Raw genomic sequence first — 25,314 nt, forward strand, 5'->3', positions numbered from 1 at the left:
AAAAGTGAAGGTTACGAGATGAGAGGAGAGATTGAAATGAAAGAGTTGTCCAAACAGTTATCACCACTACTTAAGAGCTTTGTAGAGAAGGGACCAACTGGTTGTGCGTTGTCCGTTTCACATAATGGCAGAAATGTTTTTAAAGAGTATGTTGGGTTTGCAGATGTGGAGAAGGGAAAGGAAATCACTGAAGATACAATCTACCGGATTTTTTCCATGACAAAGGTTGTAACCTGTACAGCCGCCCTCATGCTATATGAGCGGGGATTGTTTCTACTAAATGATCCAATCGAAACTTACTTGCCTGAATTTAGTGAACCAAAGTTTTTTCAGAAAAACGATAGTGGAGAAGCTACCATCGTATCTGCAACGAGGTCCATTCAAGTCAAGGATCTGTTTACAATGACATCAGGATTGACTTACGAAGGCGATGGCGACCCAACTGAACGGGAAGTGAAGAAGGTAAGGGAAGCATTTAAGAAAAAGCAGGAACAAGGGGAGAAAGTAACGGTTCGAGATCTTACAAAAGCCGTTGCTTCGATCCCGTTAGCATTTGATCCTGGGACGCAATGGCGTTATGGACTAAGTCATGATGTGCTAGGGAGCTTGGTTGAAGTTATTTCAGGCAAAACTTTAGGCGAATTCTTTGAGGAAGAAATATTTACTCCTTTAGGAATGAACGACACGTTTTTTCAACTCCCAGAGGACAAAAAACACCGTTTCGCCCAAATGTACCTGAAGAACGATGCTGGCAATTTGGATCCTTGGGGAGTGTTGGACAGTCATTATGCCCCTGATGCAGCATTCGAGAGTGGCGGAGCAGGATTGTTGTCTACCATCAATGACTACAGTCGCTTTGCAGAGCTGCTTGCCAATGGAGGGGAGCTTGATGGGGTAAGACTTCTGGGCAAAAAAACGGTGGAATTAATGACAACTAATCATTTGAGTCCCGATGTGTTAGCTCATTATAACTGGCCTTATCTCGCTGGATACGGCTACGGATTAGGCGTCCGAACTATGATGGATCCAGTAGCAGGTGGAATAAACGGCTCCATTGGAGAATTCGGTTGGTCTGGTCTGGCTGGAACGTGGGTAATGATTGATCCGAAAGAAAAATTGTCGGCAGTCTATATGCAGCAGCTCCTGCCAAACTTGGAGGAGTATCACCAGCCAAGACTCCGAAATGTGATATATGGAGCGATTTAGCGGGACCAGGAAGAGCGGGACGGAGACGGGACGGAGGGACAGGTTCAGTGTCCCATATTTTAGTGAAGTTGGGAACTGCGAGGAGCTTAAGAGCTTCTGAGTTTCTTAGATTCCTAAACTTTTGAGATTTGTAGAAAGTGCTCACAATGTAAATAGAGTAGACAAGAAGATTTGTATTCTTGTATACTCTGCTTTTTTATGGTGTGGTGGGACTAAGTACTCGGCGGCGCTACTGTCCCTTGTTTAATTGCCCGAACGCGTGCTGAGTTGCAGGTAAAGGTATAATAAATCGAGTTTAAATGCCCGAACGCGTGCTGAGTTGCAGGTAAAGGTAAAATAAATCGAGTTTAAATGCCCGAAGAAGAGCTGAGTTGCGGGTAAAGGTAAAATAAACCGAGTTTAATTGCCCGAACGCGTGCCGAGATACAGGTAAAGGTAAAATAAATCGAGTTTAAATGCCCGAAGAAGAGCTGAGTTGCGGGTAAAGGTAAAATAAACCGAGTTTAATTGCCCGAACGCGTGCCGAGTTACAAGTAAAGGTAAAACAAATCGAGTTTAATTGCCCGAAGGAGAGAAGGGGTGATTGTAAAGGTAAAATAAACCGAGTTTAATTGCCCGAACGAGAGCTGAGGTGCTGGTAAAGGTAAAATAAATCGAGTTTAAATGCCCGAAGAAGAGCTGAGTAGCAGGTAAAGGTAAAATAAACCGAGTTTAATTGCCCGAAGGATAGCCGGGATACAGGTAAAGGTAAAATAAATCGAGTTTAAATGCCCGAAGAAGAGCTGAGTTGCGGGTAAAGGTAAAATAAACCGAGTTTAATTGCCCGAACGCGTGCCGAGTTACAAGTAAAGGTAAAACAAATCGAGTTTAATTGCCCGAAGGAGAGAAGGGGTGATTGTAAAGGTAAAATAAACCGAGTTTAATTGCCCGAACGAGAGCTGAGGTGCTGGTAAAGGTAAAATAAATCGAGTTTAAATGCCCGAAGAAGAGCTGAGTAGCAGGTAAAGGTAAAATAAACCGAGTTTAATTGCCCGAAGGATAGCCGGGATACAGGTAAAGGTAAAATAAATCGAGTTTAAATGCCCGAAGAAGAGCTGAGTTGCGGGTAAAGGTAAAATAAACCGAGTTTAATTGCCCGAACGCGTGCCGAGTTACAAGTAAAGGTAAAACAAATCGAGTTTAAATGCCCGAAGAAGAGCTGAGTAGCAGGTAAAGGTAAAATAAACCGGGTTTAATTGCCCGAAGGAGGGCTGAGTTGCGGGTAAAGGTAAAATAAACCGAGTTTAATTGCCCGAAGAAGAGCTGAGTAGCAGGTAAAGGTAAAATAAACCGGGTTTAATTGCCCGAAGGAGGGCTGAGTTGCGGGTAAAGGTAAAATAAACCGAGTTTAATTGCCCGAAGAAGAGCTGAGTAGCAGGTAAAGGTAAAATAAACCGGGTTTAATTGCCCGAAGGAGGGCTGAGTTGCGGGTAAAGGTAAAATAAATCGAGTTTAATTTCCCCAACGAGCGCTGAGTCCATAGTAAAGGTAAAATAAACTTTTCCCGAACCCATGATGTTATACTTCTTCAACAAGCACCCAACAGTCAAGAGAGTGATATTTTAAGTTTCGAAGAAGAAGCTCTATTTGCCACCTACAACTTGGAAAATGATGTTAAAATAAGGGTGTGTTTTCTAGAAAAGTTTTAGCTTATGAAACTATTGGTATTAGTGGAGGCGATAGTTATATGAAATTTATATATTTTAATGATACAGGACGAAAAGTGAACGTACATCCAGCTACTTTTTCCCATGGTTGCAAGGGCTTGAGTGATCCTATCAAACCACTAGAACAAAGAGTCTTTGAATTACCTGAAGGTACATTTCCATGGGTGAAGATGTGGGATTATGGTGAAATCGGTTTAAGTATATTAGTGTCGCCTATGGTAGAAGCTGAATAAAGCGTGTACGCCTTTTGGCACAAACGGATACCGCCGATAATGATCAATGTGATAGAAACCATATGAAGAGGAGTGAAAATAGATGTCTGATATAGAACGATACATCAATAATTTGGATAATAAATGGAAAGACTCATTCATTCAACTTAAACAGGTAATTGATGAAAATATTCCAAAAGGTTTTGAGGCTGAAATGCAATATGGAATGCCATCTTATGTGGTTCCATTGTCGACTTATCCAGATGGCTATCATTGTAAAAAGGATACACCTTTACCGTTTATAAGTATTGCGGCACAGAAAAAACATATAGCTGTTTATCATATGGGTGTTTATGCCGATCAAGAATTATATCAATGGTTTACAGAAGAATACCCGAATCATGTGGATACTAAATTAAATATGGGAAAAAGCTGTATTCGATTTACAAACCCGAAGAAAATTCCCTATCAACTTATAGGAGAACTTGTTTCTAAAATGACAGTAAAAGACTGGATAGGAAAATATGAAAAAGTGAAATAAATAAAAAACTGTTGGTGAAAGACTCGAGTTGCTATGATGTTGCAGCTCTTTTCTATATTTATAAATGGGCGTAAAGTTGAAAAGAGCAATTCCACTAACATAAACTATATAATTTCATTAAATTATACATCAACTTTTTTTGATTTAATGCTTGCTTTTTGAAATGAATGTGATTACAATGACGATAGATCAAATATTTTTGATGTTGTGGAGAGGTGAGAAAAAATGAAACTAAACATCCCCCTTAATGAAAAAGGACACGATTTTTCATATTATGAGAAGCTATTTAAAGCTTTGGCTGATAAGAAGAGATTACAACTCATATCTATTTTATGTGAAAAGGGATCTACATGCGTTTGTGACCTTACTGAGCTTCTTGATCTTCCGCAATCGAAATTATCTTATCATTTAAAGATCTTGTTGGATACAAATATAATTACCCGTGAGAAAAAAGGAACGTGGAATTATTATAGCGTTAATTCTGATGTGATGAATCATCTACTATCAGAAGAGCTTTGCTGCGTTTTTCGCCCGGCTAAGTAATACGAAAAGCTGGGAATTCTTTTTATTACATATATCAAATTTTCTTGATTTAATAAAAATTCGCAAATGATAATGACAAGGGGGAGAGTATGTATGTTAGAAACCATTAATAGTTTTGTCTCTATTGCTTTAAAACTAACTGTTCTATTTGTTGGCGTGTCATTTTTTCTTAATTTGTTTCAAAGTTATATTCCATATGAAAAGGTGGAGAAAAAACTTAAAAATTCACATGTAATACTTGCAGGCTTAGTTGCCTTATTCTTTGCTTTTATCACACCATTCTGTTCGTGTTCAACAATACCCATCATTGTGAATTTGTTGAAAAATCAAGTGAGGTTTGGGGTAGTAATGGTTTTCTTATTTGCATCACCTGTACTTGATCCAACGATACTTACAATCATGACAGTGATTATGGGCTGGAAAGTGACAATCATATATATATTAATCACGGCAAGCATCTCATTAACGATAGGGTTATTACTAGATAAATTTGGTTTTGAAAAGGCTGTAAAACAAGTGGTTATGAGTGGATATAAACCATCTGAAAAGAGGTTTTCATGGAAGTATGCATGGCAGGATACGTGGAATCTAATGAAGAGCGTATATCCTTATCTATTATTAGGAGCAGCCATAGGTGCGATTATACATGGTATTGTTCCCGCAGAAATGATTAGTACTTACTTTGGTGGAGACGATTGGTGGCTTATTCCAATTGCAGCTATTGTCGGAATTCCACTATATATACGATTGGCAAGTATGATTCCTATTTCACAAATTCTAATTGTCAATGGAATGGCATTAGGCCCAGTAATGGCAATGATGATTAGTTCAGCTGGAGCGAGTTTACCTGAATTAGTTTTATTAAAATCAATTTTTAGAAAAGAGTTAATCGTCACTTTTGTATTTTCAGTTATTTCAATGTCTACGATTTCAGGATTTGTTTTTTACTTCATATGATGTTCACTCATTATATGGAAGTGAACGGAGTATATTAAGTAACTTCTTTATAAAGGAGGGATTATAATGAAAAAGCTAATAAAAAAATTGAATCAAAACTTTAAAGCGAAGAAAATAGCAACATGTTGTAATATTGAAATTAAAGAACTTAAACCTGAGTCTAATTCGTCAAAAAAATAGATGATAGATTAATTATGATTACTATGTTTGAGTAAAACTTATAGATACTTTTAAGAGTTGGTTCTTATTTTACTCGAGCAAAGGAAAACCGAGAGTTGCAGTAGTTGCAGCTCTTTTTTTATATCTACAACTTGGAAAATTATGCTTAAATAATTGTGAGTAAATTTGCTGTTTTTTACCCAGACCACCAAAATCATAGCATTCATTTATTATAGCTGGGAACTATCAAGGCCTAAGAGTCGTATAGAATAATAACCTAGGGAAATCAACTCCTACAGTAACTTGTCTCATATTGGAGGTGGCAGTAGTGAATAGCAATCAATTAGGAATGGTCTTGTTTACAGGCATGTTTGTTGGAATTGCAGTTTTCTTATCTGAGTATTTTATACACACAACAAGCTTAATAGCCAAAGTTATTATCGCTGGTTTGTCCGCTTTAGTTGGTAGTTTGATAGGAAGTAAGCTTTTTCCTAATAAATTGTAAAGTAGTGTATTTTCAATGAGTGACTAGCTGGCTTTAGTTATTGTTCAAAGCGGTCCTATTCGCTGGGGAGTTAGTGGGAGCCACTCTGATTACGATAGGCGCATTGCCAGAATAGCACAACCCGCAATACAGCGCTTTTACAGTACTATCGAAAAATAGGGAGGGGAACGTGTTGGACAAGGGTAAAATTATCATTAGACCAGAACAAGCCCAAGACTATGAAGTGATTGAGATGATGGTGAAGGAGTCCTTTCAGAAGGGAACGGAGTATTCGGACGGCGTCGGTGAGGTAGCTCTGATCAATGAAATCAGGCAGGGGAAATACTACATACCAGAATTGTCTTTTGTAGCGGAAAAAGATGGTGAAATGGTTGGCCACTTTTTGTTTTCCCATTTCCCTCTGGGGAAAACCTTTGAGGCGGGAAATTATGATAAGGATATTGTTAAAACAGAGGTAGTTATGCTTGCCCCTGTAGCTGTGAAGCCAACCTATCTTCGCCAAGGTATTGGGAAAGAGATGCTGTTACTAGGGTTAGAAGAAGTAAGAAAGCGTGGCTACAAGGCAGTGACAGTAGAAGGAAATCCTGCTTTTTATAACAAGGTTGGTTTTGTCACATCTAGTCAATATCATATATTTCCATCGGAAAACTGTGAGTTTCCACAAGAACATCCAGAGTGCATGATGGTCCAAGAAATGTATGAAGGGTCGTTGGAGGGAATAACAGGCTATATTGATTATTCCATGTATGAGAATGCTTAATGACGAGTGACCCTTGAGGTTTTCCCGTCCGGAGTGGTGTGGGAACAGTATTTTTAGAGTTAATAACTGATGTCGCTTTTAATTCGCAAGCTAAAGCGATTAGAATAGCCAAGATGATTTGCATTCTTGGCTATTCTAGATTGGGGAGGAGGGCCAATTCACCTGTCCCCCTGTCCCTTTACCCTACTGTAAACCTCTTCTAGAAACGCTTTTTGCGTACTTGGTTCTAGGAGGATATATTCGTTCATTTCATGATATTGTTGGTCGTTGATTTTATTTTTAAATACCAAAGTATCAAAGTAAGGAGAGCGGAAATGCTTCACGTAAATATACGCGATGAGCAATTCCTCATTATTTTTCCGAACATAGAATTTCAGGCCTTTAAGCTTTGGGAACAGGAACGATACAAAGTCCGGTTCACAAACGATATCCTCGAAACGCGCCGATGCTAGCAGTGGCATTCGATTAGGTAATGAAACAAAGTATGCCAGCTCTTCAAAGGAAAAATGAAGATCGTCTAGGCTTGTTTGAAACTTCCTTAATCTCCTTTCCGTTTTCCAGCGTAGGACCCAATACATAAATGGACGGCTTGATAACAGAATGATGACAGCTAAGATGAAAAATAGGATGGTAGGAAGGAGGTTCATTTTTTATCCCCCCTTACTCTAGCAGGATAGACTTGATCTTTCCCAAGCTCCTTCGCTCGATATACTGCTTTATCGGCGTTTTCTAGTAATGCATTGATGGAGCCAACGCCATCGAAATCTTCCTCGGAAAGTCCACAACCACTGCCAGCTCCATCGCCAGGTTGCCAGACGGCGGCACCGATACTTACTGTTAGCTTGCCATTGGGTTGACTTTCTCTTCCAGGAAACGGATGCGTTCTAACAGCTTCCACTATTTTTTCCCCGACAAGTATTGCTTCATTCAGATCTTGCTTCGGTAGTAGAACAACAAATTCTTCGCCACCAAAGCGGCATACGATATCTTCCTTCTGTACGATAGAACTCACGACTTCACTAAATTGAATCAAGACTTCATTACCTAATAAGTGTCCATGCGTATCGTTGAATCGTTTGAAAAAATCCAAATCTAGAATCAGTGCAGATAATGGTTCGTTCGTAGACATTGCTGATTCTTGCAAGTGTGGGAGCATACGATCCATGAAACGCTTGTTATACAATCCTGTCAAGCCGTCCTTAATGGCCATTTTATTTGTTTGCTCATATAAGGCCGCGTTTTCAATCGCCATTGCCGTTTGCGTTGCTAACGGAACGATGTTATCGACGTCTTCATATTTAATAGGATTTCGATTGACGATATTATCGATGAGCAGGATACCGATAGTTTTCCCCCGACTAACGAGGGGAATGACGGCCAGCTGCTCCATAGAGAATGTCTCTCGAATGGATTGAATCGTCTGATCATCAGTACCGTTGTTTGCTTCAATAATAAATGGTTCTTTCATAGAAACAATCCTACTCATGAGAGAAGTTTCCGAATCTGTATGGAAGGAGAAGTCACGAACAATCTGATTTAATTCATGGTCATCATTGACAGCTTTTTCTTGCATTTGAATCAGATCCTTCAGGCGCCACTTATTTTCTGTGACGCTCTCCCAAATGGTTAGACCTTGCTCTACTGTCAGAGGCCCAATCCCAAGTTTTCCTGTGAAGGTAGCGCTTTCTTCTTTTTGCAAAAATAAAATGGCTCTATTAAAACCGAGTCCATATCCAGCTGTGATGGAGGTAAGAAAAATATGTAAGAGCTTTTCAATATTAAGTGTACTCTGAAGGGCAAGGGATACTTCCCTCAGGACATGTAGATTTTTTGACTGTAAATAAAATCGTTTTTGCCAATCGTCAATACGTAGATTGCTCTTAAGCATAAATGATGAAATGGCGTTAGTTATCACAACGAATCCCGCATAACCCAATAGGATCAAAATCGCCCACTCGCTGGGAATTAATCCACTGAAGTACATCGGTACATAAAGGATGATCGTTGCAACAATCCCCCCCACTACCATATACGAGACGGTTGTAACAAGGAGAATGAAGAGTACCATCCACAAATAGTGGTGTATGCCAAATAAAATGCCGTTAATTGTTGTGAACAAAAGGGAGCTAGAGATAAGAATGCCTTTATTGACATTCTTGGAAAAAGCAAATCTAGCAGTATTTAATAGGATAAGAACAATTAAATTTATGATTCCGATTAATATATGCATCAACATCACCTATTTTCACAGTATGTAAGTTTAGATTCTATTTTTATGGTTGATATTGTGGTCGTATTGTCCTAGTTCTATTTTATCATAAAGGAGAGTGGTGATTGTGTAAAATCTAATGGAGTATTTTCTAAAAGTATATCATGAAGCGTCTTTCTTCGAATAAAACTTGACGGGAATATTTGTTCGGTGTATGGTTAAAGTGATTAGTAGATTCATATGGACTTTAATAGGGGAGGATTGGTTAAGGTGGGAGAATCTCGCACTGATCATGATCGGCTGTTCAAGGAGTTAATTTCTAATTTTTTTGAAGAGTTTATGCTGTTGTTTTTCCCTGAAGCGTGTGAACAAATAGATTTTAGAAACGTCCGCTTTTTACCACAAGAACTGTTTACTGATGTGACGGGTGGAGACAAGCATGAAGTTGATTTACTTGTCGAAACACAATTAAAAGGTGAAGAAAGTCTCATTATTATTCATATTGAAGCTCAATCTACGTATCAACACCATTTCAATGAACGAATGTTTGTCTACTTTAGTCGCATTTTCCAAAAACACCGTCGAAAAATACTTCCAATTGCTATCTTTAGTTATGAAACTCCACGTGCTGAACCCAATTCTTATACATTAACATTTCCTTTCGCAGATATACTTCAATTTAATTATCTTTCTGTAGAGCTGAAAAAGAAAAACTGGCGAGAATATATTAGACAAGAAAATCCTGTTGCAGCGGCACTTTTGAGCAAAATGGGGTATACTAATGATGAGAAAGTAGAGATTAAGAAAGAGTTTTTTAGAATCTTGATTCGATTAGAGTTAGACCCTGCTAAACAGACACTTTTAACTGGTTTTTTTGAAACCTATTTGACTTTAAATGAAGAGGAAGAGCATAAATTTAAAGAAGAGGTGAAAGCAATGGAGCCGAAGGAGGGTGAAAAAATCATGGAGGTCATCACTTCTTATGAACGGAAAGGTATTGAACTAGGAAGGAAAGAAGGGATAGAACAAGGGATAGCACTTGTTGCACAACGTATGTTGGAACAAGGAAAAGATGTGGAAGAGATAGTCACGTATACGGGGTTATCAACTGAAAAGATAGAACGACTGAAGGAAGAGATAAGGAACGAGAATTAATATAGTCACTTTGATCATATGCAAGCCAGTTGTCTAAAGTGTAATGGATAACTGGCTTTTTAATCAAGGTGTCTAGTTTATATTGTTTATTTTTAGTATCAAAGTTACATATAATGTAATTAAGGGTGGTGATAATATGAGTTTATTAGAAGAGAACCAATATTCCTATGATGATTATCTACAGAAGAGAAAGGAAACAGATCAGATTTTGGAATATATAAATGGTGTAGTTTGTAAGTCTCCTTCTCCGAGTATTAAACATCAAGCTATCTCATCATATTTGCATGGCGAGTTGTACATACATTTAAAAGGGGGAAGTTGCCAAGTTTTTGCTGCTCCCACGGATGTTATCTTAAAAGAAAAAGAAAATAAAAATGATGAAATAAAACATGTTGTCCCAGACCTATTTGTTACATGTAATGTAGACGTGTTTACTGAAAATGAATATGTGGGAGTCCCGGAGTTTATTATTGAAATTCTAAGTCCTTCTAATCAGTCTCATGATTTAGTTACTAAACTTAATCTATATATGAAGTACGGTGTAAAAGAATATTGGATTATCAATCCAATGCAGAATTTTATTATGGTATATACATTAGATGATGATGGGAAATATCAGCTTACGTTAATTTCCGAAGGTGAAATAGTAGAGTCACTAGTAATAAAAAAGTTTAAAGTGAATACAAAGGATATGTTTAATTGAAGAAGGGGCACAGTCAGGCTTCTTCTTATTTTTGATAGTGACAAGATATTCCCCCTCCATTTATTCATTTGAAATATTCCCTCAAATTTTTCAAAACAAAGGTTTCTCGTCTCACCCATCCATTGCAATTTAGTTGTCTACTGGCCTCATCGTTTTGTTTGATGGCATCATCGAAGGAAATCCACACAGGAGTAAATCCTTGTTCTGCTTCGTAACCATCTAAATCTTGATTACCTCGATCCCCTGAGCATTCACATATGTAATAATGGGAATCCATTTCAAAGATGGTGTCCTGATCATATACATCGATCTTTCTTTCTAAAACAGCACCTATTTTTCCCTTCACTACACAATTTATATAGCCTGTTTCTTCTGCAATTTCCCGTTGTAGGGCTGCAGAATGGCTTTCTCCCATTTCAATCCCTCCACCAGGAAATTTAAAATCCCCTCTATTAGAACGAACTAATAGAATTTTTCCCCGCATTACAATCACTGCCCGAACGGCTTGTCTCGTCTTTACTTTCATTTGGTTATGATTGGTCTGTGTATCATCAAAAACTTGATGGAAAAGCATGATTTCACCGCCTAAAAAGTAGATGTTCTTTCATTATAGAAGAATTAATGCGATCTTTATATAGGTGTTTTCTCTGTTAACACTCTATTAACATTGATATGGAAAAATTGGGTGACAACTACATTTGTAAATGGTTTTCCTTTATACTATGGAGGAAAAAGTACGAGGGGACGGGGCGTTATGAAAGCAAAAGCAATTAAGATTTTAATTATAGAGGACGATCCGAATATTGCAGAGCTCATTTCCATGTATATGGAGAAGTTGGGTTATGAGAGCATTATTGCAGCCGATGGCGAAGAAGGCCTTACTTTGTTTTTTGATCGCACACCTGACTGTATCATTCTTGACTTAATGCTTCCTAAGATGGACGGCTGGGATGTGTGCAAAACCATTCGCCTTGAGGATAGTAAGGTGCCTATTCTGATGCTAACAGGGAAAGGGCAAAGTCATGATATTGTAAACGGGCTGGGATTAGGAGCAGATGATTACATCGTGAAACCTTTTGATCCTAATGAATTGAGTGCAAGGGTCAAAGCTGCACTTAGGCGAACCGTTTTGTCAGAGGAGTATAACGGGAAAATTATTTTAGATAACGTAACTATAAATATGGCGGAGTTTCGTGTTTATGTGAACGAGGAGGAAGTCGTGCTTGCACCAAGGGAGATGGAGATCCTTCACTACTTTGCGTGTCACCCGAATCAAGTTTTATCAAGGCAGCAGTTGTTGGACAAGGTATGGGGCTATGACTTTGAAGGGGATCCACGAACACTCGATGTCCACATCAAACGAATTAGGGACAAGCTCGGGCAGCACGGGGCAAAGTGGTCTGTAACAACGATAAGGGGTGTTGGATACCGATTTGAGGGGAAAGTGAAGGATCGTGTTTAAAATTAAAAGTATTTTTACAAAACTATTCATGACATATTTGATGATTATTCTGTTTTCCTTCCTCCTGTTCGGTTTCATTTTCCTTTACTTATTTCATTTAAAGTTATACGACGATTATGAAGAAACTTTTACTCACCATTATGAGTTGGTTCAGGATCAGCTTGTTGGGATCGAAAAGTTTCAGTGGACCGAGGAGGAAGTGGCGCTCTCTCTAAAGCCAAGCTTAAGTCAGAAGGAGTTCAGTATCTTTCTTTTTAGCGAGGCTGGTGAGCTTGTTTATGGGCCAACCCATAGCCCTTCTGATGTTAGCCTTGTTAGTCTTGAGTTTCTTGAAAAGGCTTTGCACCAGGAAATATTTACGGAAGGAGGCTGGATCGATGGTGTATTAAGCTATCATATCGGTTCCCCAATCCAATTTCCAGGCTCAGATCAGGGGGGACATACGACTCATAACGAGGGAGTGATGGTCATGATGTTTCATGATCTAGACCATCAATATCAGCAAGTCGTCTATCATATTCTAACAACATTTTTGATCACCATTGCATTTGCTGGGGTAATTCTCTGGTTTATTTCTAGGAAGATCACGTCGCCACTTCAGGAGATGAATCACACTGTTTTGAGATATGCGAAGGGGGATTTTTCCCAGACTGTTAAGGTGAAAACAAATGATGAACTGGGACAACTTGGGAGTAGCGTCAATTATATGGCCGAAGAGCTAAGTACCCTAGAGGAAACGAGGAATAAGTTAATTGCAGACGTTTCCCATGATCTTCGTTCACCATTAACGTCTATTAAAGGCTTTCTAGTTGCCTTAATCGATGGCACGGTTCCTTCTCATAGGCGGGAAAAGGTGTATTTATTAATGAAAGAGGAAACGGAGCGGGTGATTAAGCTTGTGAATGACACCCTTGATATGTCGCAGCTTGAAGCAGGACAGGTAAAAATAAAACCAGAAAAATATAATTTAACAAAACAGCTTCAGATGACAGTGGCAAAACTTGAGCCACAGCTGGAGAGTAAAGATGTTACAATCAGGATTGTTCCTGATGATGAGCCCATTCATGTTTTTGCAGACAGGGATCGAATGGAACAGGCTTTGATTAATTTATTACAAAACGGGATTCAGTTTTCACCAAGGACTTCAGAGATAAAAATTATGCTGGATAAAAATAAGGAGCATCACTTTGTCGAGGTTCGTGTGCAGGATCAAGGACCTGGTATTAATGAAGACATGATAGCTCACATTTGGAAGAGGTTTTATAAAACGGACGAGGCGCGAACGAACAAAGCTGGTGCTGGTATCGGCTTGTCGATCGTGAAGTCAATTATGGATCTGCATCATGTAGATGTTCACGTGGAAAGTAAAGAAGGGGAAGGGACGACATTTTACTTCCGGCTGCCATTGAGTCGGACGTGAGGGGCATGTGGCGTTTGGGTTAGATCTCGTACCTAATCGAGGATCTCATACCAGATCAAGGTCCGATCAGGTATGAGAAACGGAAAATAGCGGATCTCATACCAGATCAAGGGCCGATTAGGTATGAGAAACGGAAAAAGTCGGATCTCATACGAGATCAAGGCCCGATCAGGTATGAGAAACGGAAAATAGCGGATCTCATACCAGAGCAAGGGCCGATTAGGTATGAGAAACGGAAAAAGTCGGATCTCATACGAGATCAAGGCCCGATCAGGTATGAGAAACGGAAAATAGCGGATCTCATACCAGAGCAAGGGCCGATTAGGTATGAGAAACGGAAAAAGTCGGATCTCATACGAGATCAAGGCCCGATCAGGTATGAGAAACGGAAAATAGCGGATCTCATACCAGAGCAAGGGCCGATTAGGTATGAGAAACGGAAAAAGTCGGATCTCATACGAGATCAAGGCCCGATCAGGTATGAGAAACGGAAAATAGCGGATCTCATACCAGAGCAAGGGCCGATTAGGTATGAGAAACGGAAAAAGTCGGATCTCATACGAGATCAAGGCCCGATCAGGTATGAGAAACGGAAAATAGCGGATCTCATACCAGAGCAAGGGCCGATTAGGTATGAGAAACGGAAAAAGTCGGATCTCATACGAGATCAAGGCCCGATCAGGTATGAGAAACGGAAAATAGCGGATCTCATACCAGAGCAAGGGCCGATTAGGTATGAGAAACGGAAAAAGTCGGATCTCATACGAGATCAAGGCCCGATCAGGTATGAGAAACGGAAAATAGCGGATCTCATACCAGAGCAAGGGCCGATTAGGTATGAGAAACGGAAAAAGTCGGATCTCATACGAGATCAAGGCCCGATCAGGTATGAGAAACGGAAAATAGCGGATCTCATACCAGAGCAAGGGCCGATTAGGTATGAGAAACGGAAAAAGTCGGATCTCATACGAGATCAAGGCCCGATCAGGTATGAGAAACGGAAAATAGCGGATCTCATACCAGAGCAAGGGCCGATTAGGTATGAGAAACGGAAAAAGTCGGATCTCATACGAGATCAAGGCCCGATCAGGTATGAGAAACGGAAAATAGCGGATCTCATACCAGAGCAAGGGCCGATTAGGTATGAGAAACGGAAAAAGTCGGATCTCATACGAGATCAAGGCCCGATCAGGTATGAGAAACGGAAAATAGCGGATCTCATACCAGATCAAGGCCCGATCAGGTATGAGAAACGGAAAACCGAGGATCTCATACCAGATTAAGGGTCGATTAGGTATGAGAAACGGGAAACGGCGGATCTCATACCAGATCAAGGGCCGATCCGGTATGAGAATTGGGAAACGGCGAATCTCATACCTGATCAAGGTCCGATCAGGTATGAGAAACGGAAAACTGAGAATTTCATACCAGATCAAGGCCCGATCAGGTATGAGAAACGGAAAACGGCGGATCTCATACCTGATCAAGGGCTGATCAGGTATGAGAAATGGAAAACGCCGGATCTCATACCAGATCCAGGTCCGATCAGGTATGAGAAACGAAAATTTCAAGATCTCATACCAGATCAAGGCCCGATCAGGTATGAAAAACGGAAAATGCCGGATCTCATACCAGATCAAGGGTCGATCAGGTATGAGAAACGGAAAACCGAGGATCTCATACCAGATCGCCCTTCCCCCCACATATAGAAAGTGAGGACATTTCCAAAGCAAACCAATACCCCACCTCAAACCAAGAAGAAACAAAATGCACAAAAAAGCACCCCATAAGTCAATAGACCAACGGGGTGCACTCCAACTTCTAAATAGCAATCATCAACTTCAACCCTGCAAGCTTAAATTTCCAACTTCTAACTAGCAATCACCAATTTAACACCTACAACCTCTAAATTGCCACCTTCAACTAAGGACTTCAACTTCCGAGCTCAAATATGCAACCTTCAACCTTCAATCTAAACTACCAAATCTTCAATCGTAAACTTCCATATCCGTCCATACCCTTACTTACTCAACGTCTGGAGGATTATAAGTTACATATGTCCCTGCAATAAAGTCATGAATGGACCTTTTATCCTCCCTTAAGCCAACCATAAATGCACTAACAATCAGTCCGATTCCAAATGTTATGATATAAACTAAGCCGCCAACAATATCCCTTAATAGCATCGTGCCTAAACCAACTTTTTCCCCGTCTACTCTAGCAATTCGAACTCCTACTGCTCGTTTTCCAAGAGTATATCCATACCAAACGACTGGCAAAATAATGTAGTACAACGTGCTTAGTAAATCAGTAAAATGAAAGCCGTCAGTAAAAAAATGACCTGAGACAATTAATGAAATAATACCAAGTGGGAAAAATAGAATTAAGCCGTCTACGATATTTGCACCAAGTCTTACCCAAAAACCGGCTGGGTTATCTACATCATACATCTAAGCAACCCCTTTTTATTAGTATGGTTTAACTATATTATAATTTGACCTGTAGTGAAAAAGAACCAACTTAAATAGCTACTAAAATGCTCCAGATCCTCCACCGCCGCCAGCACCACCTGCACCGCCACCACCGCCGAAACCACCACTTGAGCTACTTGTATCAACGGAGGTGTTACTATTTGCAGTCTTAAAGGAAGAAGAAGCGAGAGCTCCAATCAAGAGCCAACTAGGATCGAAACTGTATACATTTCCCGTTTGGTATCCAAGCCCTCCACTAGCAGGCATTTGAAAAGCGTTGATTAACGATTCATTTTTAGTCTTCAGTTTCTTTTCGTTGATGCCAAGGGAGTAAATGAAGGCTCGCATCTTATCGTCCTCAGACAAGCCTTGCCAATCATTACCTGAAATTGACGTGAATTCTTTTTTGAATTTTTGCCATTCCAATATGATTTCTGAACCTTCCCATGTGTGCGGTCGGTAGCTGATAGCAAGTGTAAATAAACATACTGTTAAGACGAGACTGATGAAAAACATGGCAATTAAATCGTTCATGATACAGAAAACCCCGAAGCCGATTGATACTAGGCTGAACACGCCTATCATGAGTTGTGTCTGCCATTTGTTTTCATAAAGCGCGGCTTTCTTAATTTCGTCTTTTACTGCTTTCTGCCATTGTGCTTGATGCTGATAATATTTGTCGCTGTTTTCTTCTATTTTCGTGTAATCTTCTAAACCTTCGAAGCTGAATAGTTCATTTTCCCCGATTTCATCAAACAGCCACGAGACTAACAACTCCTCATGCTCTAATAAGTTGTGTCGATCAACTAATTCAAACTGATTCTCCTCCAGTTTTTTCACATGACCTTTACGAACCAAATCCAACAGTGCTGCTGCCGCAGTTTCAGGTAGGAATTGCTGATGGTTGGTAAAAACAATGGTAGCTGGCATGGACAGCTTTCCTTGAGGTACGAAACCTTGCCCTCCAATATCCAACTCTCGGTTGATTGCATCGTGCTTTCGTTTTGCAACTAACCAAGCTTTGCTGATGAAAAACAAGAAGATTAGGCCAAGAACAGGCAGTAAATAATTCCCGATCGATTGCACCGTTTCTCGTTGTTCAGCGCGGGCGATGGCGGCGTCGATCATTTCTTGATGTGCTGCTTCTAATTCTGACGCCTTGCTACCTGCAGAAGTGTTTGTCGCCGTAGGGAAAAGGCTGGCATCATAGGCGACCCGTATGTCTCCATTTTCCTTACTAGGGACCTTGCCAAACGCGAATTGAACCTGCCCATTCTGGAGAATATTTTCTGTTTGGAATGCTTCGTCGTATCCAAAGGCAATGACGTCGTCTGTTGAAGGAATTGCTTCTGGTGGAAATACATTTATCGTCAAGTTTTCATAAGTGGAAGGGTTGCTCTTATCGAAAAACGACCAGTAAAAATCTGCGACGTCCTCATAAACAGTTACCCCATCAATGATTTCGTACTGTAGATCAATGGTAATTGTCTCATCATTCCCAGAGCGGTGAATCCGATAATCTGGAAAATCAACTTCAATTTGTAACGGTGTGTCCCCTTCGAAAGCTTCTATTGAACGAATTTCCGCCCCGGTATTAGGGATTAGGGATCGAATAATCCCACCGAACTCTCCGTCAAAGTCGTATGTGTGCTGCTCCTCGACGAAAACAGTCCCGTCCTCTTGTAAATAAGCATTAATCTCAAAATCAGTAATTGTATAGTCAGCAGCGAATGCCTGCATAGGAAATAAAAATATAACTAGCAACAAAAAGAAACTCAATAGTTTTCTATACATTTGTCGTCCCTCCTTTTCTTTTATTACGTATTAGAAAGCAGAATGGTTCCCATTTGCTAACATTGTATCACTTTTGTTTGAGGGACAAACTTCTTATCCTTGTTAACACTGTGTTAACATTGTACAAGTATTCTTTAATACGTGTGATTTAACTAAATATAAAGCGGGGATGACAATGACATTTTTTTCAAAGCTTACATCAAAAAGAAAATACGTGTGGATTACCATCATTCTTTGGGTACTTGCAGCAGGGTTACTAAGTGCTGCACCATCAGCCAATGATTATACGATTAATACAGGAGAAAATGATTTACCAGAAGACGCACAGTCCGTCATTACCTCGGAAAAAGTAAAAGAGTATTTTCCAAATGACGATGGATTACTTGCATTACTCGTGTTTTCCACAGAGGAAGAATGGACGAGTGATAACTGGGATCAGGTAAGTGAAATTAGTGAATGGGCCTTTGATCACGATGAATTGAATCTCGAAGGTATCGTTCCCTTTCATATGTTCCCAGATCAAGTGAAGGAACTCTTCTTATCTGAAAACGGAAAAACACTTGTTTTACCGGCGACGTTAGAAAAAGGGCTAGAAATGGCAGAAATCAATGACACAATCACAGCCATCGATGAATTCGGAAATGACTTGCTAATTGATGGCGACCTTTATGTCACAGGTCCAGCTGGAATTGCATCAGACACGATTGCTATTTTTACAAATGCAGATCTTGTCCTATTGTTTTCCACGATAGCATTAGTGCTGGTCTTATTGATTGTGATCTATCGCTCGCCACTCCTTGCATTCTTGCCACTCCTAGCAATTGCGTTCGTGTATCAAGTTGTGGATCGGGTGCTCGGACTACTCGCATCAGCAGGCGTGTTCACGATAGAATCACAAAGCTTATCCATCGTGATGATCCTACTGTTTGGAGCCACAACGGATTACAGTTTATTTATCTTCTCACGTTTCAGGGAGGAACTGCGCCTCGTGGAAAACAAGTATGAAGCTATGAGTCGGGCAGTGAAGGGAGTCGCTGAGCCATTATTCTTTAGCGGTGGAACAGTTCTTGCAGCAATGCTTGTCCTGTTGCTTGCTTATTATGGGCCGTATCAAAACTTTGCGCCGACCTTTGCTATCACGATTGTTTTCGTCCTTTTAGCAGGACTGACCCTTGTTCCTGCATTATTTACACTGTTCGGGCGAAAGGCATTCTGGCCATTTATACCTTCCGTAGGAGAAGAGACGCTCAAGAAGAATCGCTTCTGGGGTGGCATTGGCTCAATCGTTACAAAGAAGCCATGGCTAACTGGGGGAATCGTTTTACTTTTTCTTATTATCAATGCTTTAAATGTTCCTTCCATTCAATATTCGTTTAATCTTCTTAACTCGTTTCCTGAAGACATGAGCTCAAGAATTGGATTCGAAAAAATGGAGGAGAGCTTTCCACCTGGAGAGTTAGCGCCAGTTACTGTCCTGTTGGAAAACGAAGGTGGCTTTGTTTTAGACGAGGATGGAATGATGGCTCAGCTTGAAGACTTACAAAGTCAATTGCTTGCCGTCCCAGGAGTTTACGATGTTAGTTTGTCTGAAAACAGAGGTGAAAATGGACAAGGTGAAAATCAAGGTGGAAACGGGGAAGAAGGGGACGTCGAGAATGAAGCTAGTGACGTTGCAGGTGAGGTACTCCAAGCCCTCAGACTTGAGCTCATTTTAGAAGACAACCCTTATGACCATGGCGCCTTGGATACGATTGAAGTGCTAATCGACACACAAGGGGCATTACTGGAGGAAAGTGGTTTTGACTCAAGTGAATTCCAACTCTATTTCGCTGGGGAAACGGCAAGTCAAAGTGATGTAAGAGCCCTAAGCAATAGGGACACAATCGTAATTGGTGCTGTCGTTACGCTCGTCATTCTTATCATGCTTGTATGGCATACGCGCTCGATTGTAGCACCTGTATACATGATGGCTACAATTCTCCTTTCCTATTTGTCAGCACTAGGAATTAGTTGGTTCTTATTTGAGAACTTTTTAGGATTTGAAGAGATGAGTTATCGGATTCCATTGTATTCCTTTGTTTTCCTTGTTGCGTTAGGCGTAGATTACAACATTATGCTCATTTCGCGTATTCGCGAAGAAAACAAGAAGTTTCATATTAGGGACGCTGTTCAGCGAGGTGTCGCCTTAACTGGTGGAGTCATATCTTCTGCAGGTGTCATTCTAGCAGCTACCTTTGCTGTTTTAACAACGCAACCAATCATGGAACTCTTCTTGTTTGGGTTTATTGTAAGCTTAGGTATCTTAATGGACGCATTTTTAATTAGAGGAATGCTAGTGCCTGCAATTGTCACAGTTCTAGGGAAATGGAATTGGTGGCCATCGAAGGACGCAAAGCTTGCAGAGACTAGTAAAACTGTTGTGGAAGATGAATAAAATGAAGAAAGGTTGAGTTAGTGATGTACAATACTTACTATATTTTGCACATGATCGGAGTTATTCTTTGGATCGGTTCCTTCGTTGCATTTGGTTATCTTCTTCGTTCTTTAGTGAATTCTGAGAAAGGAATGGAGAACTACACGTTTATCTTGAATCGCATTAGGCTTTGGGTAAATGCAGGAATTCTCCCAAGTGCTGTTATCGTCTTGATTACAGGCACCTTAATGATCCTCCAGTTTAATCGAGATTCGATGCCGTTTTACTTAATGTTCATGGAACAAGCAGGATCTATTATTATCTTATTTACGGTTATTGCAATGTCCATTTACAGTAGGAAGCTCCGGAAAAAAATCAGTGGGATACCAATGAAGAAAGAAAAATCGCTAGAATCACTGAGCCTTCACTATACGAATTATCTTTTTGCCTCTGCTGCATTAGCAATGTTAGTCGTTGTTGTAGTTGGGTTAAGGATTAGTTAAGTGATGATTTAACCTTGCAGAATGTTCTGGCTATGCTAACATTGAAATTAACTAGAAATATGCTAATTATTTCAATGAAAGCTGGGATGGAATCTATGAAAAAACGAAAACAAATATTAAAAATTATTGAGATACCTATACTCGTTTCACTTATCTTAGTCCTAGTGTCAGGCTGTTCTTCCACCAGTTCCACTCAAATGGAGGCAGAACTAGAAAATTTGGAAGCTCAGCTCATGGAGAGAGAGTCAGATTATGCTGAAATAGTAGAAACGAATGGAGAACTTGAAGAGCGGATTTCCCTTTTAGTTGAAGAGAAAACCACTTTGGCAAGTGACAATGATAAGTTTTTACAAGAAAATGAAGATTTGAAAATAGAAGTAGAATCCCTTCTCATGAAGTTGGAAGAAATAGAACGGGAACGGATTGCGCAACTCTCAGAGGAAACAGGTTTAGTAAACATACTAGACATTGATGATACGATTGTTGTCGATATGCCATACGCGACTGACGATAATTTCGTGGAACAGGCGGTCTACCCTGTAGAGGTGGCACTCCTTCAAGTAGAAACAGCGAAGAAACTGAAGCAGGCCAACGAGTTGGCGAAAGAAGATGGTTACCGAATCAAGGTGTGGGACGGATACAGACCACATGATGTACAATTTGTCTTCTGGGAACTCACCCCTGACCGTGACTACGTAGGTGATCCGAATCAAGGATCTAATCATAATCGAGGAGCTGCAGTTGATGTAACCCTTGTGGATGAAGAAGGAAATGAACTAGAAATGCCTACAGGCTTCGATGAGTTTTCCGAAAGAGCCTGGCTTAATTATCAAGGTAATTCCGACGAAGCACAAAAGAACATGGAGTATCTAGTAAATATTATGAGACAAAGTGGTTTTACTACAATAAATATAGAATGGTGGCATTTTAATGATAGTAATGCAAGAAACTATCCAGTTTTAAATGTCCCATTAGAGGATTTCGTCCCAGGTGTAGATATAAGTGAATAGAAAACTATGATGTTGTATGGATAGTGGTATGTTCTCAGCTTGTGTAATTTATGTGGCTCAATGCTGAGAACATTACCCTTTTTTTGCACTTGACAAGAACGTTTGTTTGGTTTATATTAAATCTGTTTAGTAGATTCGTATATACATATAGGGGAGGATTGGTTAAGGTGGGAGAATCTCGCACTGATCACGATCGGCTGTTCAAGGAGTTAATTTCTAATTTTTTTGAAGAGTTTATGCTGTTGTTTTTCCCTGAAGCGTGTGAACAAATAAATTTTAAAAACGTCCGCTTTTTACCACAAGAGCTGTTTACTGATGTGACGGGTGGAGACAAGCATGAAGTTGATTTGCTTGTCGAAACACAATTAAAAGGTGAAGACAGTCTTATTATTATTCATATTGAAGCTCAGTCTACGTATCAACACCATTTCAATGAACGAATGTTTGTCTACTTTAGCCGCATTTTCCAAAAACACCGACGAAAAATACTTCCAATTGCTATCTTTAGTTATGAAACTCCACGTGCTGAACCGAATTCTTATACGTTAACATTTCCTTTCGTAGATATACTCCAATTTAATTATCTTTCTGTTGAGCTGAAAAAGAAAAACTGGCGTGAATATATTAGGCAAGAAAACCCTGTTGCAGCGGCACTTTTGAGCAAAATGGGGTATACTAATGATGAGAAAGTAGAGATTAAGAAAGAGTTTTTTAGAATCTTGATTCGATTAGAGTTAGACCCTGCTAAACAGACACTTTTAACTGGTTTTTTTGAAACCTATTTGACTTTAAATGAAGAGGAAGAACATAAATTTAGAGAAGAGGTGAAAGCAATGGAGCCGAAGGAGGGTGAAAAAATCATGGAGGTCATCACTTCTTATGAACGGAAAGGTATTGAACTAGGTAGGAAAGAGGGAATAGAGCAGGGGATAGAGAAAGGAATAGAACAAGGAATAGAACAAGGGGTAGCACTTGTTGCAAAACGTATGTTAGCACAAGGAAAAGAAGTGGAAGAGGTAGTTACGTTTACAGGTTTATCAACTGATAAGATAGTACGAATGAAGAAAGAGATAGGGAAGGCGAATTAATATAGTCACTTTGATCATATGAAAGCCAGTTGTCTGTTATTGCTTAAATAGATAGCTGGTTTTTTGAAACCTATTTGACTTTAAATGAAGAGGAAGAGCATAAATTTAAAGAAGAGGTGAAAGCAATGGAGCCGAAGGAGGGTGAAAAAATCATGGAGGTCATCACTTCTTATGAACGGAAAGGTATTGAACTAGGTAGGAAAGAGGGAATAGAGCAGGGGATAGAGCAAGGGATAGCACTTGTTGCAAAACGTATGTTGGAACAAGGAAAAGAAGTGGAAGAGGTAGTTATATTTACGGGGTTATCGACTGATAAAATAGAACGACTAAAAGAGGTTGAAATCGCTAGGGGGTGAGGAGACAATTGCAGTCTTCTTATTTCGTCTCATTTTGATCTGAGATAAGCATACCTTCTGACAAGATGACAATTTCTCCGTCCGATTCTGTTTTGTAAAAAAAGTGAAATGGTTTGTTGTTATATGTAAATGTAACTTCAGTCATGGCAGGACTTATGACTTTTTCATTGATAATTTTTGTACCCTCGTACTGATTCTCTAAGATTTTTATACAATCTTCCTTTGAAAAACGCATGGCAAGTGTACTTAGCTGCGATACTACATATTTTGATACCTCCTTTAAAGACAAGTGGCTGACATTCTTTCCATTTAATATATCAGTTAGAACAGGGCAGAAGTAAATATTATTATTCAACGTATAAAGAGTGTGGAAAAATCGTCGTTTATCATCTATTGTTGGTATAAAGTAGGGCTTTATTGACATTAACTCTCTGTTATTTTTATCAGAAAGCTTATAGGTAATAGTTGAGCGATTATTTCCATTTGATCGTTGTGAAAACGAGGCTTCTGCGATTTCTTGTATTTGTACCTTTTTTTTTCTGAAAAGAGTTTGTAATTCTATTTCATATTGAGATATCTTAACTCGAGCTATAACAGAATTAAAAAACAGTAATAAAACAATTCCTGTAATCATAGCTCCAGCAATCACTGGTACTAGATTATCGGCGTTTAAAGAAATGCCTTGACCGACACTTATGACAAATATGGTTAAGAAAAAACTAGCTAGTATGGCTAGCATGAAAGTACGGCGAAACGGGCTTTTTAAAACTAGTGTATCGTTCAAGAGTATTTCCTCCTATTAATTGAGCTAAAGTCTAGAATCTGGTGGTAATACATTAATTGTGTCTGCAAAACTTTATCATACTTTCTATGGGATAACTGTTATTCCTTTTAAAAGTAATGAATTCAGGGCTTTAGAACTATCTAAGGAGGAAACATATAAATCTATGTGCCTAGTTTACGCCCCGCAATGGACATAGACTTGGACAAGCAATTCGTCATAAAAAATAGGCTAGGGCCTCTTAGCCACTAACCTAAAACAACCTACCTAATTAATTTCGATAAATGAGAAGTTCTTCAATGTGGAGCGTTCCCGCACCCACAATTAATCATCCTGTCACTTGAGTATTCCCTTGAAAATCAAAGCTAATGGAGGTCAGTTCTTCCGACACGTTCCATAACTTTTCCATCGTTTCCTTATTGTAAACTTTTTTGTGAGGAACTTCGATCGTTGGATTCCCTTTTCGATTGCCAACGCCGTCAGGCCCGATATATTCTCCACCAACTAAAGTTTTATCCGTAGCGGCCATGATCGTTGGCAGTGCACCTTTCTCAGCTGATTGAGCAAATAGATTCATCAGCGGTTTAATATACCAAGGTGTCTTGTCTTTCCCAACCCTAAATAGATTCGTGGAGGAGATGCCTGGGTGGGCAGAGAGACTGATCGTTTTACAGCCATGCTGTTTCAAGAGTTCATCAAGCCCCTTCGCAAACAATATATTTGCAAGCTTACTTTGGCTATAAAACTTCATCGGTTTATATCCCTTCGAGCCGTCTAGGTTATCAAAGTCAATCACGCCGTTACGATGGGCGATGGAACTAAGGGTGACAACGCGGGAATGCTCCCCTTTCTCCAATAAAGGAAGGAGAAGTCCTGTAAGTGCAAAATGCCCTAAGTGATTGGCGCCAAATTGAAGCTCAAATCCCTCGGCCGTTTTAGTATAGGGAGGTATCATAACGCCAGCGTTATTAATCAATAAATCTACTGCTTTGTATTTCTTAGCAAATGCAGCAGCAAACTCACGGACAGTTGTCAGCTTTGCAAGGTCCAGATAAAGCACATCTATTTTTCCATCAGGATATAACTGGAGTAGCTCCTCTTTGGCTGCCTCGCCTTTCGTAATATCTCTAACTGCCATGACTACCAAATCATTTTTGCTTAAAAAATGCTTTGCTGTTTCTAAGCCTAAGCCACTATTTGCTCCCGTAATAACAACAACCTTCTTTGACATGTTCAACCACCCTAACTCTTTAATGTAAACTTAGTATTTATTCTTCTTGAGAAAACTCGACACTCTTCATTATAAGAGATTAATATGAACGAAACATGAACTTGTATGAACACTTGTTGAGATATAAGC

Annotated in this window: 23 protein-coding genes; 16 read left to right on the forward strand and 7 right to left on the reverse strand. The window is 39.6% G+C overall.

Annotation, left to right across the window (positions count from 1 at the left end; translation table 11 throughout):
• The first annotated feature begins 36 nt into the window (after positions 1-36).
• The 7 genes from BW724_RS04410 to BW724_RS04435 all read left to right on the forward strand — a co-directional run bounded on the left by BW724_RS04410 (position 37) and on the right by BW724_RS04435 (position 6,589).
• Complete coding sequence (locus BW724_RS04410; RefSeq protein ID WP_088073930.1) at positions 37-1,206, forward strand: serine hydrolase domain-containing protein; 1,170 nt, start codon at positions 37-39, stop codon at positions 1,204-1,206.
• Between the two features lie 1,726 nt (positions 1,207-2,932).
• Complete coding sequence (locus BW724_RS04415) at positions 2,933-3,145, forward strand: hypothetical protein (RefSeq protein ID WP_088073932.1); 213 nt, start codon at positions 2,933-2,935, stop codon at positions 3,143-3,145.
• 82 nt (positions 3,146-3,227) lie between these two features.
• Positions 3,228-3,665, forward strand: a complete 438-nt coding sequence (locus BW724_RS04420; RefSeq protein WP_088073933.1) for a DUF1801 domain-containing protein — start codon at positions 3,228-3,230, stop codon at positions 3,663-3,665.
• Positions 3,666-3,890: 225 nt separating this feature from the next.
• Positions 3,891-4,208, forward strand: a complete 318-nt coding sequence (locus tag BW724_RS04425) for an ArsR/SmtB family transcription factor (RefSeq protein ID WP_088073935.1) — start codon at positions 3,891-3,893, stop codon at positions 4,206-4,208.
• Positions 4,209-4,301: 93 nt separating this feature from the next.
• Positions 4,302-5,165 (forward strand): permease, encoded by an 864-nt coding sequence (locus BW724_RS04430; RefSeq protein ID WP_088073936.1) that lies wholly within the window; start codon positions 4,302-4,304, stop codon positions 5,163-5,165.
• Between the two features lie 487 nt (positions 5,166-5,652).
• Positions 5,653-5,829: a hypothetical protein gene (locus BW724_RS23480; protein WP_176371233.1), complete on the forward strand. Its 177-nt coding sequence runs from the start codon at positions 5,653-5,655 to the stop codon at positions 5,827-5,829.
• 172 nt (positions 5,830-6,001) lie between these two features.
• A complete protein-coding gene (locus BW724_RS04435; protein ID WP_235848894.1) occupies positions 6,002-6,589 on the forward strand; it encodes a GNAT family N-acetyltransferase in 588 nt (195 codons plus the stop codon).
• 158 nt (positions 6,590-6,747) lie between these two features.
• Here BW724_RS04435 and BW724_RS04440 read toward each other — a convergent pair whose 3' ends face one another.
• Both BW724_RS04440 and BW724_RS04445 read right to left on the reverse strand, forming a co-directional pair.
• Positions 6,748-7,236 (reverse strand): hypothetical protein, encoded by a 489-nt coding sequence (locus BW724_RS04440; RefSeq protein WP_088073938.1) that lies wholly within the window; start codon positions 7,234-7,236, stop codon positions 6,748-6,750.
• Positions 7,233-8,819 carry a GGDEF domain-containing protein gene (locus BW724_RS04445; protein ID WP_176371291.1) on the reverse strand — a complete coding sequence of 529 codons (1,587 nt, stop codon included), beginning with the start codon at positions 8,817-8,819 and terminating at the stop codon, positions 7,233-7,235. Before BW724_RS04445 ends, BW724_RS04440 begins: the two co-directional genes overlap by 4 nt.
• Positions 8,820-9,068: 249 nt before the next feature.
• On the opposite strand from BW724_RS04445, the gene BW724_RS04450 reads away from it, so the two are divergent.
• Together BW724_RS04450 and BW724_RS04455 are read left to right on the forward strand one after the other, a co-directional pair.
• Positions 9,069-9,953: an Rpn family recombination-promoting nuclease/putative transposase gene (locus BW724_RS04450; RefSeq protein ID WP_088073942.1), complete on the forward strand. Its 885-nt coding sequence runs from the start codon at positions 9,069-9,071 to the stop codon at positions 9,951-9,953.
• Positions 9,954-10,089: 136 nt separating this feature from the next.
• The gene (locus BW724_RS04455) at positions 10,090-10,656 is read left to right on the forward strand and encodes a Uma2 family endonuclease (RefSeq protein ID WP_088077686.1); all 567 of its coding nucleotides are present in this window, start codon (positions 10,090-10,092) and stop codon (positions 10,654-10,656) included.
• A 64-nt stretch (positions 10,657-10,720) separates the two neighbouring features.
• On the opposite strand, the gene BW724_RS04460 is transcribed toward BW724_RS04455, so the two are convergent.
• Positions 10,721-11,230 (reverse strand): NUDIX hydrolase, encoded by a 510-nt coding sequence (locus BW724_RS04460; RefSeq protein ID WP_088073944.1) that lies wholly within the window; start codon positions 11,228-11,230, stop codon positions 10,721-10,723.
• A 180-nt stretch (positions 11,231-11,410) separates the two neighbouring features.
• Between BW724_RS04460 and BW724_RS04465 the strand changes: the two genes are divergently transcribed.
• Positions 11,411-12,118, forward strand: a complete 708-nt coding sequence (locus tag BW724_RS04465) for a response regulator transcription factor (protein WP_176371292.1) — start codon at positions 11,411-11,413, stop codon at positions 12,116-12,118.
• Complete coding sequence (locus tag BW724_RS04470; protein ID WP_088073945.1) at positions 12,111-13,538, forward strand: HAMP domain-containing sensor histidine kinase; 1,428 nt, start codon at positions 12,111-12,113, stop codon at positions 13,536-13,538. Before BW724_RS04465 ends, BW724_RS04470 begins: the two co-directional genes overlap by 8 nt.
• Positions 13,539-15,562: 2,024 nt before the next feature.
• On the opposite strand, the gene BW724_RS04475 is transcribed toward BW724_RS04470, so the two are convergent.
• Both BW724_RS04475 and BW724_RS04480 read right to left on the reverse strand, forming a co-directional pair.
• On the reverse strand, positions 15,563-15,988 hold the full coding sequence (locus tag BW724_RS04475) for an RDD family protein (protein WP_088073947.1): 426 nt from the start codon (positions 15,986-15,988) through the stop codon (positions 15,563-15,565).
• A gap of 81 nt (positions 15,989-16,069) precedes the next feature.
• Positions 16,070-17,803: a DUF2207 domain-containing protein gene (locus tag BW724_RS04480; protein WP_088073948.1), complete on the reverse strand. Its 1,734-nt coding sequence runs from the start codon at positions 17,801-17,803 to the stop codon at positions 16,070-16,072.
• 175 nt (positions 17,804-17,978) lie between these two features.
• Between BW724_RS04480 and BW724_RS04485 the strand changes: the two genes are divergently transcribed.
• The 5 genes from BW724_RS04485 to BW724_RS04505 all read left to right on the forward strand — a co-directional run bounded on the left by BW724_RS04485 (position 17,979) and on the right by BW724_RS04505 (position 23,173).
• Positions 17,979-20,237: an MMPL family transporter gene (locus tag BW724_RS04485; RefSeq protein ID WP_088073950.1), complete on the forward strand. Its 2,259-nt coding sequence runs from the start codon at positions 17,979-17,981 to the stop codon at positions 20,235-20,237.
• Between the two features lie 23 nt (positions 20,238-20,260).
• The gene (locus tag BW724_RS04490) at positions 20,261-20,719 is read left to right on the forward strand and encodes a hypothetical protein (protein WP_088073951.1); all 459 of its coding nucleotides are present in this window, start codon (positions 20,261-20,263) and stop codon (positions 20,717-20,719) included.
• A 95-nt stretch (positions 20,720-20,814) separates the two neighbouring features.
• Complete coding sequence (gene ddpX, locus BW724_RS04495) at positions 20,815-21,729, forward strand: D-alanyl-D-alanine dipeptidase (protein ID WP_176371293.1); 915 nt, start codon at positions 20,815-20,817, stop codon at positions 21,727-21,729.
• Positions 21,730-21,896: 167 nt separating this feature from the next.
• Positions 21,897-22,817: an Rpn family recombination-promoting nuclease/putative transposase gene (locus tag BW724_RS04500; RefSeq protein WP_088073955.1), complete on the forward strand. Its 921-nt coding sequence runs from the start codon at positions 21,897-21,899 to the stop codon at positions 22,815-22,817.
• A gap of 125 nt (positions 22,818-22,942) precedes the next feature.
• Positions 22,943-23,173 carry an RpnC/YadD family protein gene (locus BW724_RS04505; RefSeq protein ID WP_235848895.1) on the forward strand — a complete coding sequence of 77 codons (231 nt, stop codon included), beginning with the start codon at positions 22,943-22,945 and terminating at the stop codon, positions 23,171-23,173.
• Between the two features lie 19 nt (positions 23,174-23,192).
• On the opposite strand, the gene BW724_RS04510 is transcribed toward BW724_RS04505, so the two are convergent.
• Both BW724_RS04510 and BW724_RS04515 read right to left on the reverse strand, forming a co-directional pair.
• Entirely contained in the window at positions 23,193-23,957 is a 765-nt protein-coding gene (locus BW724_RS04510) for a hypothetical protein (protein WP_088073958.1), read from the reverse strand.
• A gap of 325 nt (positions 23,958-24,282) precedes the next feature.
• Positions 24,283-25,185 (reverse strand): oxidoreductase, encoded by a 903-nt coding sequence (locus BW724_RS04515; protein WP_176371294.1) that lies wholly within the window; start codon positions 25,183-25,185, stop codon positions 24,283-24,285.
• Between the last annotated feature and the right edge of the window lie 129 nt (positions 25,186-25,314).

This window comes from Litchfieldia alkalitelluris (assembly GCF_002153425.1).
In the GTDB taxonomy this organism is placed as follows: domain Bacteria; phylum Bacillota; class Bacilli; order Bacillales; family Salisediminibacteriaceae; genus Evansella; species Evansella alkalicola.

Excerpts from the sequence above, each read along its gene's own strand:
- BW724_RS04410 (WP_088073930.1), top strand. The coding sequence starts at position 37 with ATGAAAGAGTTGTCCAAACAGTTATCACCACTACTTAAGAGCTTTGTA.
- BW724_RS04415 (WP_088073932.1), top strand. The coding sequence starts at position 2,933 with ATGAAATTTATATATTTTAATGATACAGGACGAAAAGTGAACGTACAT.
- BW724_RS04420 (WP_088073933.1), top strand. The coding sequence starts at position 3,228 with ATGTCTGATATAGAACGATACATCAATAATTTGGATAATAAATGGAAA.
- BW724_RS04425 (WP_088073935.1), top strand. The coding sequence starts at position 3,891 with ATGAAACTAAACATCCCCCTTAATGAAAAAGGACACGATTTTTCATAT.
- BW724_RS04430 (WP_088073936.1), top strand. The coding sequence starts at position 4,302 with ATGTTAGAAACCATTAATAGTTTTGTCTCTATTGCTTTAAAACTAACT.
- BW724_RS04440 (WP_088073938.1), bottom strand. The coding sequence starts at position 7,236 with ATGAACCTCCTTCCTACCATCCTATTTTTCATCTTAGCTGTCATCATT.
- BW724_RS04445 (WP_176371291.1), bottom strand. The coding sequence starts at position 8,819 with ATGCATATATTAATCGGAATCATAAATTTAATTGTTCTTATCCTATTA.
- BW724_RS04455 (WP_088077686.1), top strand. The coding sequence starts at position 10,090 with ATGAGTTTATTAGAAGAGAACCAATATTCCTATGATGATTATCTACAG.
- BW724_RS04460 (WP_088073944.1), bottom strand. The coding sequence starts at position 11,230 with ATGCTTTTCCATCAAGTTTTTGATGATACACAGACCAATCATAACCAA.
- BW724_RS04465 (WP_176371292.1), top strand. The coding sequence starts at position 11,411 with ATGAAAGCAAAAGCAATTAAGATTTTAATTATAGAGGACGATCCGAAT.
- BW724_RS04475 (WP_088073947.1), bottom strand. The coding sequence starts at position 15,988 with ATGTATGATGTAGATAACCCAGCCGGTTTTTGGGTAAGACTTGGTGCA.
- BW724_RS04480 (WP_088073948.1), bottom strand. The coding sequence starts at position 17,803 with ATGTATAGAAAACTATTGAGTTTCTTTTTGTTGCTAGTTATATTTTTA.
- BW724_RS04485 (WP_088073950.1), top strand. The coding sequence starts at position 17,979 with ATGACATTTTTTTCAAAGCTTACATCAAAAAGAAAATACGTGTGGATT.
- BW724_RS04490 (WP_088073951.1), top strand. The coding sequence starts at position 20,261 with ATGTACAATACTTACTATATTTTGCACATGATCGGAGTTATTCTTTGG.
- ddpX (WP_176371293.1), top strand. The coding sequence starts at position 20,815 with ATGAAAAAACGAAAACAAATATTAAAAATTATTGAGATACCTATACTC.
- BW724_RS04505 (WP_235848895.1), top strand. The coding sequence starts at position 22,943 with ATGGAGCCGAAGGAGGGTGAAAAAATCATGGAGGTCATCACTTCTTAT.
- BW724_RS04515 (WP_176371294.1), bottom strand. The coding sequence starts at position 25,185 with ATGTCAAAGAAGGTTGTTGTTATTACGGGAGCAAATAGTGGCTTAGGC.